The organism is unidentified bacterial endosymbiont (genome assembly GCF_918320885.1).
Lineage (GTDB): Bacteria > Pseudomonadota > Gammaproteobacteria > Enterobacterales.
This window is the reverse complement of sequence record NZ_OU907312.1, coordinates 984,062-998,125: the sequence shown is the minus strand read 5'-3', so window position 1 is coordinate 998,125 and position 14,064 is coordinate 984,062. Positions and strand designations below refer to the sequence as shown.

The 14,064-nt window shown below is 51.9% G+C and carries 10 protein-coding genes; 4 read left to right on the top strand and 6 right to left on the bottom strand.

Features of this window, described 5'->3' with window-relative positions; translation table 11 throughout:
* Window positions 1-34: 34 nt before the first annotated feature.
* Entirely contained in the window at window positions 35-1,183 is a 1,149-nt protein-coding gene (locus NL324_RS05045) for a phosphoglycerate kinase (RefSeq protein ID WP_253307131.1), read from the bottom strand.
* A gap of 52 nt (window positions 1,184-1,235) precedes the next feature.
* On the bottom strand, window positions 1,236-3,242 hold the full coding sequence (gene tkt, locus NL324_RS05040; protein WP_253306584.1) for a transketolase: 2,007 nt from the start codon (window positions 3,240-3,242) through the stop codon (window positions 1,236-1,238).
* Window positions 3,243-3,504: 262 nt separating this feature from the next.
* On the opposite strand from tkt, the gene metK reads away from it, so the two are divergent.
* From metK to NL324_RS05025, 3 genes are all read left to right on the top strand, one after another.
* A complete protein-coding gene (metK, locus tag NL324_RS05035) occupies window positions 3,505-4,656 on the top strand; it encodes a methionine adenosyltransferase (protein WP_253306583.1) in 1,152 nt (383 codons plus the stop codon).
* Between the two features lie 89 nt (window positions 4,657-4,745).
* On the top strand, window positions 4,746-5,039 hold the full coding sequence (locus NL324_RS05030) for a hypothetical protein (protein ID WP_253306582.1): 294 nt from the start codon (window positions 4,746-4,748) through the stop codon (window positions 5,037-5,039).
* A gap of 70 nt (window positions 5,040-5,109) precedes the next feature.
* The gene (locus NL324_RS05025) at window positions 5,110-5,820 is read left to right on the top strand and encodes an endonuclease (RefSeq protein ID WP_436298257.1); all 711 of its coding nucleotides are present in this window, start codon (window positions 5,110-5,112) and stop codon (window positions 5,818-5,820) included.
* 190 nt (window positions 5,821-6,010) lie between these two features.
* Here the strand turns inward: NL324_RS05025 and NL324_RS05020 are convergent, their stop codons facing one another.
* Window positions 6,011-6,760 (bottom strand): IS5 family transposase, encoded by a 750-nt coding sequence (locus tag NL324_RS05020; RefSeq protein ID WP_253306581.1) that lies wholly within the window; start codon window positions 6,758-6,760, stop codon window positions 6,011-6,013.
* 326 nt (window positions 6,761-7,086) lie between these two features.
* The gene (locus NL324_RS05015) at window positions 7,087-8,334 is read right to left on the bottom strand and encodes an inverse autotransporter beta domain-containing protein (RefSeq protein ID WP_253306580.1); all 1,248 of its coding nucleotides are present in this window, start codon (window positions 8,332-8,334) and stop codon (window positions 7,087-7,089) included.
* A 437-nt stretch (window positions 8,335-8,771) separates the two neighbouring features.
* Between NL324_RS05015 and NL324_RS05010 the strand changes: the two genes are divergently transcribed.
* Window positions 8,772-9,926, top strand: coding sequence for an inverse autotransporter beta domain-containing protein (locus NL324_RS05010; RefSeq protein WP_253306579.1), 1,155 nt, complete (start codon window positions 8,772-8,774; stop codon window positions 9,924-9,926).
* Here NL324_RS05010 and hrpA read toward each other — a convergent pair.
* Both hrpA and NL324_RS05000 read right to left on the bottom strand, forming a co-directional pair.
* The gene (hrpA, locus tag NL324_RS05005; RefSeq protein ID WP_253306578.1) at window positions 9,912-13,661 is read right to left on the bottom strand and encodes an ATP-dependent RNA helicase HrpA; all 3,750 of its coding nucleotides are present in this window, start codon (window positions 13,659-13,661) and stop codon (window positions 9,912-9,914) included. The two genes, NL324_RS05010 and hrpA, sit on opposite strands and share 15 nt — an antisense overlap.
* Window positions 13,662-13,735: 74 nt before the next feature.
* Window positions 13,736-14,062: a YdbL family probable chaperone protein gene (locus NL324_RS05000; RefSeq protein WP_253306577.1), complete on the bottom strand. Its 327-nt coding sequence runs from the start codon at window positions 14,060-14,062 to the stop codon at window positions 13,736-13,738.
* Window positions 14,063-14,064 lie beyond the last annotated feature (2 nt).

The window sequence follows — 14,064 nt, the reverse complement described above, 5'->3', positions numbered from 1 at the left end:
AGCGTGGATAAAAACCTTGGTGGTGCTCCTCTGCTTAACCCTGCCCCCGCCTCTCCAATATTTTAATGGCCGGCAGGCTCTTACCTTCAATAAACGCTAAAAAAGCACCCCCGCCGGTAGAGATATAACTGATCTGTTCGGCAATTCCAAAACAGTCAATAGCCGCTAGGGTATCGCCGCCACCAGCGATAGAAAAGGCGTGACTGTTGGCAATGGCGCGTGCTACTACCTCGGTCCCCCGCCGAAAATTGGGCCACTCAAACACCCCCAGTGGACCATTCCATAGAATGGTCTTAGCGCTGCTTAACAGCGTGACTAACTGCTGGGCGGTGGCTGGCCCAATATCCAAAATCTGTTCTTCAGGCGCGACTGCAGTCACCGGTTTTAACAGCGCAGGGGCCTCAGCAGAAAAAACGTGCGCGACTCGAACATCACTGGGAAGCGGAATATCGGTCGTTGCCAGCAGCTGCTGCGCTTGCGGAATGAGGGCGGCTTCATAGAGTGACTGCCCCATCGGATAGCCCTGGGCTGCGAGAAAGGTGTTAGCAATCCCGCCCCCAACAATGAGATGATCAGCCCGTTGGGCAATCGCTTGTAGCAGCGGTAACTTGCTGGAGATCTTGGAGCCGCCGACAATGGCAACCAGTGGCCGTGCTGGATGATGCAGTGCTCGCGTTAACTGGGCAATCTCATTCAGTAATAGCGGTCCAGCACAAGCCATTGGTGCATAGTGAGCTACCCCATAGGTAGAGGCCTGCATCCGATGGGCAGAGGCAAAAGCATCCATCACAAACAGATCACAGAGCGCCGCATACTGTTGGGCTAACTGGGGATCGTTCTCGCTCTCCCCCAGGTTAAAGCGGACATTTTCTAATACCACCAGTTCACCGGCCGCCACCTCTACGCCCTGTAGATAATTTTTTGCTAAGCGTACCGGCCGATTTAACAGCGTTTTTAGGTGGTGAACAACGGGTTGTAATGAGTAAGCTTCCTGAGGCTCGCCTTCAGTTGGACGCCCGAGGTGTGAGGCGAGCATGATCCGTGCGCCCTGTTGTAACGCCTGCTGCAAGGTGGGGATCAGCGCGCGGATCCGGGCATCCGAAGTGATACGACCTTGCTTCAGGGGGACATTCAGATCAGCCCGGATCAACACCCGTTTATCAGTTAACGGCAGATCCTTCATCTGTAATAACACTTCGGCAATATCCTTTTTTAAACAGGGTAGCGTAGGAGGATTAAGGCCCAACAGATATCAGTAATTCTAGGGAACACTGCACGACCTTTTCAACCGTGAAGCCAAAGTGTACGAACAGCTGCTCCGCCGGCGCTGAGGCCCCAAAGCCCTGCATGCCAATCACTTTCCCTGCTAACCCCACATAACGGTACCAACCCTCGGGACTTCCCGCTTCAATCGCTAAACGAGCCGTGACCGCCGACGGGAGTACTGTCTCCCGATAGGCCACGGACTGCTGTTCAAAGCGCTCGGTGGAGACCATGGAGACCACACGCACGCGATACCCCTGTGCCTGCAGCTGTTGGTAAGCAGCGACCGCCAGAGCAACCTCTGAACCGGTAGCAATGATAATCAGCTCAGGCTCGCCCTCACTGTCACATAAGCTATAGCCACCCCGATGGACAGTGGCCAGCTGTTCGGCACTCCGGGGTTGCTGTGGTAGCGTTTGTCGGGAAAAGACTAAGGCACTTGGCCCTTGAGTGTACTCAATCGCCGCTTGCCAGGCAACCGCAGCCTCTACCTGGTCACAGGGACGCCAAGTCATCAAGTGAGGGGTTAAGCGTAATAGCGCTAGCTGCTCAATCGGTTGATGGGTTGGACCATCTTCACCCAGCCCAATAGAGTCATGGGTATAGATAAAAATAACCCGCTGCTTCATCAGAGCCGCTAGGCGCACAGCATTGCGGGCATAGTCGGTAAAGACCAAGAAAGTTGCCCCATAGGGGATAAAGCCGCCATGCAGCGCGATGCCATTCATCATGGCAGACATGCCGAATTCACGCACCCCATAATGCAGGTAGTTGCCTGCAGGCGTACTGTTCAGTGCCACAGAGCCGGACCAGGTGGTTAAATTGGAAGGGGTTAAATCAGCCGATCCACCCAATAGCTCTGGCAACCAGGGACCTATCTGCTCTAGTACCTTTTGCGAGGCCTGGCGGGTGGCTAAATGGGCTGGTGTATCTTGCAATCGCTGAATAAACTGGGACATCTGTGCAGACCAGCCTACCGGCAAGCGCCCCTGGGTCCGCCGTTCAAATTCTGCCGCTAACTGGGGATAGGTCGCTTGGTAACGCTGCCAGAGCGCCTGCCACTGCTGCTCAAGCCCTGCCCCCTGCTGGGTAGCGTCCCACTGTTGATACTGCTCTGCTGAAATCACAAACGGGGGGGCTGACCACCCTAACTGTTGCCGAACGGCCGCGACCTCAGCCGCCCCTAGTGGACTACCATGACATTCATGGGACCCAGCCTTATGGGGGGCTCCATAGCCGATGATCGTCTTGCAGAGAATCAAGGAGGGGCGATCGGTCACCTGATGCGCTTGCCGGATAGCAGCACTGATGGCCTCACTGTGATGCCCCTCAACGGCACGCACCACCTGCCAACCATACGCTTCGAAACGGCCGGCGGTGTCCTCATTAAACCATCCCTGGACCCCCCCATCAATGGAGATGCCATTGTCATCATAAAAAACGATTAATTTACCTAACTTCAACGTCCCCGCTAACGAACAGACCTCGTGGGAAATGCCCTCCATCAGGCAACCATCGCCAACGAAGGCATAGGTGTAGTGATCAACGATTGGATAATCCGGTCGATTGAATTGGGCTGCTAGACACTGTTCAGCCAGCGCCATCCCCACCGCATTGGCCAACCCCTGTCCTAGTGGCCCTGTAGTGGTCTCAACCCCTGGTGTTTCGGCGACCTCTGGATGGCCTGGGGTCTTACTCTGCCACTGCCGAAACTGTTGCAAATCCTCGAGTGATAGATCGTAACCGGTGAGATGCAGCAGACTGTAAAGCAGCATCGATCCATGGCCATTCGATAATACAAATCGATCACGATTTACCCAGTGAGGGTTTTTGGGGTTATGCTTTAGAAAGTCGCGCCATAACACCTCCGCCAGATCAGCCATGCCCATGGGGGCCCCTGGATGGCCTGAGCGGGCTTTCTCTACTGCATCCATGCTTAAGATACGGATAGCGTTGGCTAATTCTTTACGAGAGAGCATGTGCTGACACCCTGGTTTCTCCTATAAGCAGCACGATCAAAGCGCACCGATCACTTGATCGGTAGTCCATGAATACCGCGCTTTCAACGGCCCTCTATTATCCCGAAGAGTGTCTCCTGGGTATACTGATTTATCCCTGATTTGTGAAATAAAACGGCACCCCACCTTGAAAAACTGCAGGGGCTCTGCTCTAATCAAGACTCTACACGCTTGGCCAGTGTTCCAACTGGTTACCTGCTAAATTAAGAGCCTTTATCACGCTATGACCCAACATCTTTTTACCTCAGAATCGGTTTCTGAAGGACACCCCGATAAAATCGCCGATCAAATTTCTGATGCGGTATTAGATGCCATCATTGCCCAAGATCCCCAAGCCCGCGTGGCTTGCGAAACTTATGTCAAAACTGGCATGGTGCTGGTGGGTGGTGAAATCACCACCACCGCTTGGATCGACATTGAAGCCTTAGTCCGCAATACGGTCCGTGAGATCGGTTACCACCACTCCGATATGGGGTTTGATGCTGACTCCTGTGCAGTTCTCAATGCTATTGGCAAACAATCTCCCGATATTCATCAAGGCGTGGACCGAGCAGATCCACAGCAGCAAGGAGCCGGCGATCAAGGGATCATGTTTGGTTATGCCACTCGGGAGACTGAGGAGCTGATGCCAGCACCTATCACCTATGCGCACCGTTTAGTAGCCCGGCAAGCACAGGTCCGTAAGGATGGGACCTTACCTTGGTTACGCCCTGATGCTAAAAGTCAAATTACCTTCCGTTATGATCACCACAGCATCATCGGGATAGATACCGTCGTTCTCTCCACTCAGCATGCTGAGGAGATCGGCCTATCTCAGCTACAAGAGGCGGTGATGGAGACCATTATTCAACCGGTGCTACCCCGAGAGTGGCTCTCACGCGACACCCGCTATCTGATTAATCCAACCGGCCGCTTTGTCATTGGTGGCCCGATGGGTGACTGTGGCTTAACCGGTCGTAAAATTATTGTCGACACTTATGGGGGTGCCGCTCGGCATGGGGGAGGAGCCTTCTCTGGTAAAGATCCCTCGAAGGTCGACCGTTCAGGCGCTTACGCCGCTCGCTACATTGCTAAGAATATCGTAGCTGCAGATCTCGCAGAGCGCTGTGAAATACAGCTCTCTTACGCGATTGGCGTGGTGCAACCCACCTCGATTATGCTAGAAACCTTTGGAACCCACAAAGTTCCCACCGCGCGTTTAATTGCTGCCGTTAGGGCCTGTTTTGATCTATCTCCTTACGGCTTAATCCATAGCCTGAAGCTATTAAGGCCCCTCTATCGGGAGACCGCGGCTTATGGCCACTTTGGCCGCCCACAGTTCCCCTGGGAGCAGATCGATCAAGTGGCTGCTTTACAAGCGGCTTGTCAAGGATAACCACTCTAGAGACCCTGTCAGGAAACAACGATGCCTTTATTCATCGGAGAGAAACTCTACTCTAAAGCGAGCTCTAAAGAAGGGTAAAAATGGAACACTTTTTAGCACAAAGCGTCATTCACTCCCAGCCTATCATGCAGATCGCAACCTACCGAATGAATAGTTCTTCACTGTTTAGTATGACCCTAAAGAGTGAGCACTCTACTGCGCAAGCATGCCTGAGTGATTTATCTGGGACATTAGATAAAATAGTGCCAGGATCATCATTATTTTTAACAGCGGGTGAGTCCAGCTTACAACAGCCACCAGACAGTCAGTCAGTCATCCAATGGGTTGCTGAGCGTTCTACAACATTCAATACCTGCTGTGCCCATATCGCCTGATCACCTGACTGCCTAAACCGCCTGTGTAAACCGCATGCGTAAAAAAAAGGCTTATAAAATCCGTAGCGGGCTGCTAAAAAGCATTTTGCTGATGATCGCTTATGGCGTTTATTGGTTATACCCCACTGATCAGGCTCCCAAAAATTTTTCGGCAGCGAAGCGCATCGCCCGCACGATTCATCACGATGCAGTGACCTTTTATTGCGCTTGCCCGATTATTTGGCAAGGGAACCGCGGTCGTCCTGATTGGGCAGCCTGTGGTTATCAGCCACGCCAGGATAGTCAACGGGCCTCGCGAATTGAGTGGGAGCATGTGGTTCCTGCTTGGCAATTTGGCCATCAACGCCGTTGTTGGCAGCAGGGAGGGCGAAGGGGTTGTGGACAGGATCCAGTGTTTAACCAGATTGAAGCTGATCTGCACAACCTACAACCGGCGATTGGTGAGATCAATGGTGATCGTAAACATTATGCTTTTGCAGAGTGGGCTGGCGGGCAATCACCCTATGGCCGCTGTGCCTTTAAAGTCGACCCCACAAACAAACGGGTCGAGCCACCACCGCAGGCGCGGGGTGCCATTGCACGCACCTACCTCTATATGGGCGAGCGCTATCAACTCACCTATACACCACAACAGCTCCAGATCATTCAACGCTGGCATCAACACTACCCAGTCACTGATTGGGAGTGTGAACGCGACCGTCGGGTGGCTAAACACCAAGGACACCATAATCCTTATGTAGACAAGGCTTGCCGACAACAGAGAGCAGCCATCAAACCGTAGAAACAGTTTGGTATTTTATCTAGAGGAACTTGGCTGATCATTGACAAAAACTGCCTTGTCATCAGGGTGTTAGCGAGGAAGCGTAGACAGTGGCCTGGATGATGGCTTACTACAAATTCCCAGCTTATAAAGCTATCCATTTGGATTCACTGTGAATTTTAATAGGAAAAAACTAGGGCCTGTTGAGGTTTCACATGGGCAGCCATAGATAACTACAAGCCATGGCTAGCATACTTTGATAATTGCGCTTCAATTTATCAAATCTGGTGGCAATGGCTCGAAAATGCTTTAGCCTGGCGAAGGCATTTTCCACAAGATGTCTGAGTTTATACAGATGCCTATCTAGGCTAGCGTTCCCTATCACTGAGTTTTTCTTTCTGGGTATATTCGGAACAGTGCCTTTCTCAGAGATTTGTTGGCGTATTGCCTTGCTGTCATAACCTTTATCAGCCGTCAGAACTTCAGGGGGTGGAAAGGATTCTATCAAGCTCGGAGCCGCTAAACAGTCGTGAACTTGTCCGCCGGTAATTTTAAAAGAAATGGGTAATCCATAGCTGTCTACTGCCAGGTGAATCTTACTGGTACGGCCTGCCCGGCTGATGCCAATGGCCTCACAATCCTTACCAGCAGCCCCTGCACTATGTTGGTGGGCCTTTACATAGCTTCCATCCATGAATACCCATTCCAAATCAGGATCTTGGACTACTGCTTTAAAAATCCTTAACCACTTGCCAGTCATCGACCAGTCATTAAATTTTTTGTAGAGGGAGGCCCATTTGCCAAATTGCTTCGGCAAGTCACGCCAAGGGCACCCTACACGCATTCGATAGAACATTCCCTCAACTTCCAATCGAAGATTGAGCTTGTCATAAATTCCTTCTTGAAGCATGATCGTTTTTAGCTTCGACCACTGCTCATCACTGAGCATTAAGCGGGGCATTGCAAACTCGTTTTTTTGTTGGTATCACAACGACAATATTACGAGTTTGCTCTTATATTTCAATAAATTATAGCGAAACCTCAACAGGCCCTAGACAATCAGCAGTGAATTAGGAAGTCAAACGAACACTTTAGTGGGTTTGGCAGAGTACCCTCAAAAGGGTGGCGTAGAATCGTTTTCTGTCAAGGGTTCCCTCAAGCAATCAGACGTTGAATAGGTCAAAGGGATATTTGATAAGGAACGTTTAACGAGTTAGGATGAGCGTTACCAGGTATTTAAAATGACCGTGTCAATACCCGCTGTCAAAACCGGTAACGCTCAATTTTTTAAGCCTGAATGTCAGATTCAATCGTGACTAACTGGCGATTCCCTTTCTTCTTCTTCTCCTTCCTCTCCTTGTTCTTCCTCCTGTTCTTCTCCTTCCTTGATTCCGCATCCAAGCTTGCTGGTGAAAGATCTTCTTCTGAAGTAGTGCTTCCTAATGCCAGAACTTTTGTCTGATTTGGTAATTGTTTTACCGTCATGTCACCCTCGGATGGTAGTTTTCTGCGACTGGGACTGGGCTCTGTTTCTACCTCTGAGTCTAAATCTGCTCCTTCCTCTTGAATCAGCGGTCTGGACTCTGTTTCTACCTCTGAGTCTAAATCTGGTCCTGAATCTGGTCCTTCCTCTTGAGTCAGCGGTGGTGGCAGTGATTTCACTGTGGGGGTGGCTATCTTGGCATATTTCAAAGCCATCAGCTGTTCACGAAGTACCCGTGCCAACGGTTGTCCCTCTGCTGAATGCAGTAGGGTCACCTGATGCGGATCTAATTGCTGCGATAATGGGAGAGCAAAGCGGTAATTCAATACTGCACTGAACTGGTGTTTAGATTGACCGCTAAGACCAGCCTGGCGGTGGTAAGCTAAGGTCAAGAGCGGAATGGGGGTAACATCAATCCCCCAGCGCCACTGCTGGGGATTCCGGTAGCGTTGTTGCACACCGCCTAGAGCCACTTCATCACCAAAATAGTGAGCATAGCGTACGGATGCCCCAATCTGTGGTAAAGCGGGGAGATAGCCCTGTAAGGTTACATCATAACCGCTGGCTGGACGCTGCTGATACCCTGCCACCTCACGAGCTGCCCGCCAGCTACTAGCTGGAAGATAACCATTGACGGCCAGCTTTAACGACTGCCACCACGCCTCAGCCCCCAAGCCTAAACGCCGTTGCTGTTGCGTGGTGTCTTGGTCATAAAACACATTATACCCCAATCCCCAATGGCTCTCTGGGAGATAGCGCCAGCCTAGGCCAAGACTCAATAAGTTACGCTGTTCCTGGCGTTGCCAACCACCTTGTAGAAACAGTAGCTGCTGTTCTTGGCGAAAAAAAGGCCAGAACCCTTCAAGCGATACCTGCTGATTAGCCTCCTCCCGAGACCCACCGACGGTTGCATGAACGGAAGGTAGCGTCTGAACAGTGGCTGCTGGCTGCCTGCGGGCCACCAAGGGATTTTTCGTATTCTCAGCAGCCATCACCGTAGTAGAACTGATTGCCAGGCAACAGCATAGAGAAGCGTGTAATAAATAGTTCATAGGATTACCTAATCATTAATAAAAAGTAATATCAGGTTAAATAATTTAAATTTTTTGTAACTGACAACCCTATCTTATAGGATAGATATTGTCTAGCTTAAAAATATTCCCCTGTTGACTTAAACTTGAAAGAAAAGGAGGCAGATTCTACTAAAAATAATTAATTTTGTCTATCACCGTGAACAAAATAGAGTGATTAAATTTGTTGTTAAAATAAACCAAATAAAAACAACATTAACAATAAACTATATTAAAAATATTATTAATAGAATTAAATTTTCTTATTATTAACCTCAGCTCTGGATCAGCGGGGGTTCTATTTTTAGTCTAATTTATTGTTATAAAACAAGACAGTGCTCCGTATTTTAAGGATAATACCTACACCGATATGCCCTATTTAACCTGATATTACTTTTTATTAACGATTCGATAATCCTATGAACTATTTATTACACGCTTCTCTATCCTGTTGCCTGGCAATCAGTTCTACTACGGTGATGGCTGCTGAGAATACGAAAAATCCCTTGGTAGCCAGCAGGCAGCCAGCAGCTACTGTCCAGACGCTCCCCTCCGTTCATGCAACCGTCGGTGGGTCTCGGGAGGAGGCTAATCAGCAGGTATCGCTTGAAGGGTTCTGGCCTTTTTTTCGCCAAGAACAGCAGGTACTGTTTCTACAAGGTGGTTGGCAACGCCAGCAACAGCGTAACCTATTGAGTCTTGGCCTAGGCTGGCGCTATCTCCCAGAGAGCCATTGGGGATTGGGGTGTCATGTGTTTTATGACCAAGACACCACGCAACAGCAACAGCGTTTAGGCTTGGGGGCTGAGGCGTGGTGGCAGTCGTTAAAGCTAGCCGTCAATGGTTATCTTCCAGCTAGTAGCTGGCGGGCAGCTCGTGAGGTGGCAGGGTATCAGCAGCGTCCAGCCAGCGGTTATGATGTAACCTTACAGGGCTATCTCCCCGCTTTACCACAGATTGGGGCATCCGTACGCTATGCTCACTATTTTGGTGATGAAGTGACTCTAGGCGGTGTGCAACAACGCTACCGGAATCCCCAGCAGTGGCGCTGGGGGGTGGATGTTACCCCCATTCCGCTCTTGACCTTAGCTTACCACCGCCAGGCTGGTCTTAGCGGTCAATCTAAACACCAGTTCAGTGCGGTACTGAATTATCGCTTTGCCCTTCCATTATCGCAGCAATTAGATCCGCATCAGGTGACCCTACTGCATTCAGCAGAGAGACAGCCGTTGGCCCGGGTGCTTCGCGAACAGCTGATGGCTTTAAAGTATGCCAAGATAGCCACTCCCACAGTGAAATCACTGCCGACTCCAGAGGCAGAACCAAAAGCAGGACCAGAGGGAGAGCAAAATAATTTAAATAGGAGTAGGCTAGGAGTGCCGATACCCCCACTAGCAAATCCTTCGCAATCAACATGCAGAGATACAGATGTACATCAGATATATTCAGAATCAGAGGGGGAAATAGATACCCAGAGGTGGTGGAGTGCTGATGTCCGTTTAGAGCCCGTTAAAGCGGAGGAAGATCCAGACATCTCTGGCTCAAATTTTTTACAGAAATCATCGAGTTCGTAGAAAAGTGTCGCGGAGATCAATCGCTCGAAGGGCTTGATGGATGCGTTTTTCAGAGATGGGATAAGCCGTGCCTAAGGCTTGAGCAAAATAGCTAACCCGAAGCTCTTCAATCATCCAGCGTACCGCTAACAAGGCTTCAGGAATAGGCTGCGAGGCTGGGTTAGCGGTACAGCACTGCTGATAGGCTTGGAGTGCTGCTGCAATCTTTAAGCGAGACGCTTGATCTTGAGGCAGTTGACGCGGCAACTTCTCTAGCCGCAGCTGCAGCGCTTTGAGGTAACGTAACAGATCAGGCAAGCGCTTTATCCCGGTGTTGCGAACAAATCCAGGATAGATCAATTGGCTCAGCTGTTGCTGCATATCGGCGATAGCCGCTGCAAACTCTGAACAATAGGGCCGGTGCAGTTGCTGATGTAGCGTTTGATAGTGACTTAATAACGGCGTGACCTGCTGTAACAGCGGCAGTGCAGTAGCCCTGAATAGGCTGCGAATCTGTTGGCAACGCTGCTGGAAGGCGGCGTGCTCCCAGACGATCCCACCTAGCTGCAGCAGGTGATGCTCAATAACCGTCAACCAGCAATCCTCTAGTGCCGCTAGCGGCTGCTGGCTGGGATAGCGGGCTAAGGCGAACTGCGTCTGGTTATCCAGCTGTTTCTGCAGAGGTTTAATCGCTGTCAGGAGACTCCGCAGCAACAGCCGCACAGTGCCAGCAAGCATGCAGGTTTGTTGCTCGCTTCGACTCGCCACCAGCTGCAAGGTGACTCCGAGTGGGCTCTCTACCAGGGTGGGAAAGCGTTGGATCAGCTGGTCGCCATGCGGCTGCTCTATCACCTGCGGCAGATCGCCAAAGGTCCAGCCTTGGAGATCCTGGCCTACCCAGGCTTGCAGCGGATGGGCGGGCAGCGTGGCCAGTTGCTGGACCGCTTGAGCCTTGAGCTGTTGCTGTAGTGCGCCTAAATCACGACCCTGGGCGATGGCATTCCCGGCATTATCCAGCACTGCAAAGCGCATCTTCAGGTGATCAGGGATCTGATCCCAGCCCCAAGACTCTTGAGGGACCAAGAGGCCCGTCATCCGGTACAGCGCTTCGCTTAACACATCGACTAAGGGTCGCTCTAACCGGATCTCCCGTTGCAAAAAAGCCTCAACGTAGTGGGGTACTGGCACAAAGTGACGCCGCAATGACTTCGGGAGTGATTTAATGAGCGCCGTGATCAGGGCGGATCGTAAGCCAGGAACCTGCCAAGTAAAGCTGTCGGGCGTCAGTGAAGGCAATAACGGCAATGGGATCTGCACCGTAACACCATCGTTGGCTTCACCAGGAGTAAACTGATACTGCAACGCTAAAGTGAGCGAGCCCTGCTGCCAGGTCGCGGGATAATCCTCCAGACGCAGGGTAGTGGCTGCTGCATTGAGTAACTGTTCCTGGGTCAACATCAGTAGCTGTGGCTGAGTGTGACTCGCCAAACGCCACCAGCGATCAAAATGGGCGGCGGAAACCACCGCCGCCGGCAAGCGTTGATCATAAAAAGCAAATAGTGTGTCGTGATCAACCAGCAAATCACGGCGCCGCGCTTTATGCTCAAGCGCTTCAGCCTCTGCTAAACAAGCTAGGTTGTGTTGCCAAAAAGGGTGACGGCACTGCCACTCGCCAGCCACCAGGGCATGGCGGATAAAGAGCTCGCGCGCCAGGAGCGGATCGAGACGACCATAGTCCACTTTACGAGCGGCGACAATCGGTAACCCATAGAGCGTAACAGTCTCTTGAGCCACCACCGAGCCCCGCCGCTGCTCCCAGCGCGGTTCGCTGTAACGGCGACGTAGTAGGTGCCCTGCCAAGGGCTCCAGCCACTCCGGTTCAATGCGGGCGGCAGTCCGGCCCCAGAGGCGGCTGGTGTTCATTAATTCAGCCACCACCACCCAAGGGGGCGGCTTTTTAAAGAGGACTGAATTAGGAAATAAAAAAAACTGCAGCTGGCGGGCCCCGCGAAACCCCGGTTTCTCTAACATTTTTTGACCGATCTGGGAGAGTAAGCCACTCAACAGCGCACAGTGGATACTGCGATAGTCTGCCGGCTGTTGATTGATCGTCAAGGGTAAGCGTTTGACCGCTTGGCGCAGTTGCTGGTAGAGATCTTGCCACTCTCGCACCCGCAATAGATTCAGATACTCCGCTCGGCACTGTTTACGAAAGGCACTGCTAGAGAGCTGCTCTTGTGCCTGCTGCAAATAGTGCCATAAATTGACCCATGTCAGGAAATCGGACTGTTTATCGGCAAAGCGGCGGTGGTGTTGATCAGCCGCTTGCTGCTTGTCCAACGGCCGTTCTCGCGGATCTTGAATGGAGAGGGCGGTCGTGATAATTAAAAGCTCCTGCACACACCCCTGGCTCTGCGCGGCCAACAGCATCCGCGCTAAGCGCGGATCCAGGGGAAGTTGGGCCAGGGCTCGTCCCAGTGGGGTGAGCTGTTGCTGCTCTGCTGAGACTTGGGTCACTGCACCCAACTCCTGCAGTAGCCGCAGACCATCCTGTAAGTAGCGGCGATCAGGGGGATCAATAAAAGGAAAGGTCTCAATAGCCGTTAACCCACTGGCGAGCATCTGTAAAATCACTGCCGCTAAGTTGGTCCGTAAGATAGCCGGTTCAGTGTAGAGCGGTCGGTTCAGAAAATCTTGCTCACTGTAGATGCGAATACAGATCCCGGGTGCTAAGCGGCCACAGCGGCCTTGACGTTGATTGGCGGCTGCTTGAGAAATGGCTTCAATCGGCAGCTGCTGCACTTTGCTACGATGACTATAACGGCTGATGCGCGCTTTGCCGGAATCAATCACATAACGAATGCCCGGAATAGTCAGCGAGGTCTCCGCAACATTGGTGGCCAGCACGACCCGCCTTCGGTCATGCGCTTGAAAGGCTCGCCGCTGCTCTGCCATGGATAACCGGGCATAGAGTGGCACGATCTCAGTGTCCGGCCAGGCTTGCTCCGCTAACAGCTCTGCTGCTTCGCGGATCTCTCGCTCGCCGCTGAGAAAAACCAGCAGATCGCCTGGCGGTTCCTGACGCAGCTCCTCAACGGCCTCAATCAGGGCTTGGCCGGCAGGATCCAGGGTGGCTTCCCGCTCGATGGCCACCGGACGGTAACGGAGCTCGATCGGATAACTACGGCCGCTGATTTCAATCAGCGGTGCCTGATCAAAGTAGTGCGAGAAGCGCTGCGAATCGAGGGTGGCTGAGGTGATGATCACCTTTAAATCTGCTCTTTTGGGCAGCAGCTGTTTTAAGTAACCCAGAATAAAGTCGATGGACAGACTGCGCTCATGCGCTTCATCAATAATCAAGGTGCCATAGGCGTTCAGCCCGCGATCCCGCTGGATCTCCGCTAATAGCACCCCATCCGTCATCACTTTTACCAGCGTCTGCTCACTGATCTGCTGATTAAAACGGACTTGATAACCGACTACACTCCCTAAGACAACCTGCAACTCCTCTGCTAAGCGTTGCGCCACGGTACGCGCTGCTAACCGTCGAGGCTGGGTATGGCCAATCAGCCCCTGTGCCGCCCGGCCGAGCTCTAAGCAGATCTTCGGTAGTTGGGTCGTCTTGCCTGAGCCGGTCTCTCCAGCGACGATCACCACGGGGTGGGTGGCAATCGCGGCTAACAGCTGGGGGTGGTATTGGGTAACCGGTAACGTTGCTGGATAGGTGATCGTTGGGTAGGGTTGCTCCTGCAGCACGAATGGTCTCACTAAACGGCGCTACTGACGGTGAACAACTGCCCTGGAGCCGCGGTAGATCAACATTGCTGGGGTTATTTTTGTCGCCACTGCCGATTCACCCCTTGAACCCATTCACCCGGCTTGGCATTATCAATCAATTTTTGGCCTGCTAAGCGCTCTATTTCGCTCAAGGAGACCCCATGGCGTTGTGCGAGTGCTTGGTAGTGCTGGCGCCGTTGCTCATTGATCTGTTGCACTAAAGTGGTCGCCTCTGGATCAGCTTGGAGCACTGCCAGATAACCACTGAGGGTTTCACCAACCCGCCCTTGAGTTTTGGCCTGTTCTAAGGTGACAGCCCAGCTACCCAGGGAGTAACTTAACAGCAATAACAAGAATAGTGGGGTTTTTAGGTATTTCATGC

Excerpts from the sequence above, each read along its gene's own strand:
- NL324_RS05020 (WP_253306581.1), bottom strand. The coding sequence starts at position 6,760 with ATGCCCCGCTTAATGCTCAGTGATGAGCAGTGGTCGAAGCTAAAAACG.
- NL324_RS05015 (WP_253306580.1), bottom strand. The coding sequence starts at position 8,334 with ATGAACTATTTATTACACGCTTCTCTATGCTGTTGCCTGGCAATCAGT.
- tkt (WP_253306584.1), bottom strand. The coding sequence starts at position 3,242 with ATGCTCTCTCGTAAAGAATTAGCCAACGCTATCCGTATCTTAAGCATG.
- metK (WP_253306583.1), top strand. The coding sequence starts at position 3,505 with ATGACCCAACATCTTTTTACCTCAGAATCGGTTTCTGAAGGACACCCC.
- NL324_RS05030 (WP_253306582.1), top strand. The coding sequence starts at position 4,746 with ATGGAACACTTTTTAGCACAAAGCGTCATTCACTCCCAGCCTATCATG.
- NL324_RS05000 (WP_253306577.1), bottom strand. The coding sequence starts at position 14,062 with ATGAAATACCTAAAAACCCCACTATTCTTGTTATTGCTGTTAAGTTAC.
- NL324_RS05045 (WP_253307131.1), bottom strand. The coding sequence starts at position 1,183 with ATGAAGGATCTGCCGTTAACTGATAAACGGGTGTTGATCCGGGCTGAT.
- NL324_RS05010 (WP_253306579.1), top strand. The coding sequence starts at position 8,772 with ATGAACTATTTATTACACGCTTCTCTATCCTGTTGCCTGGCAATCAGT.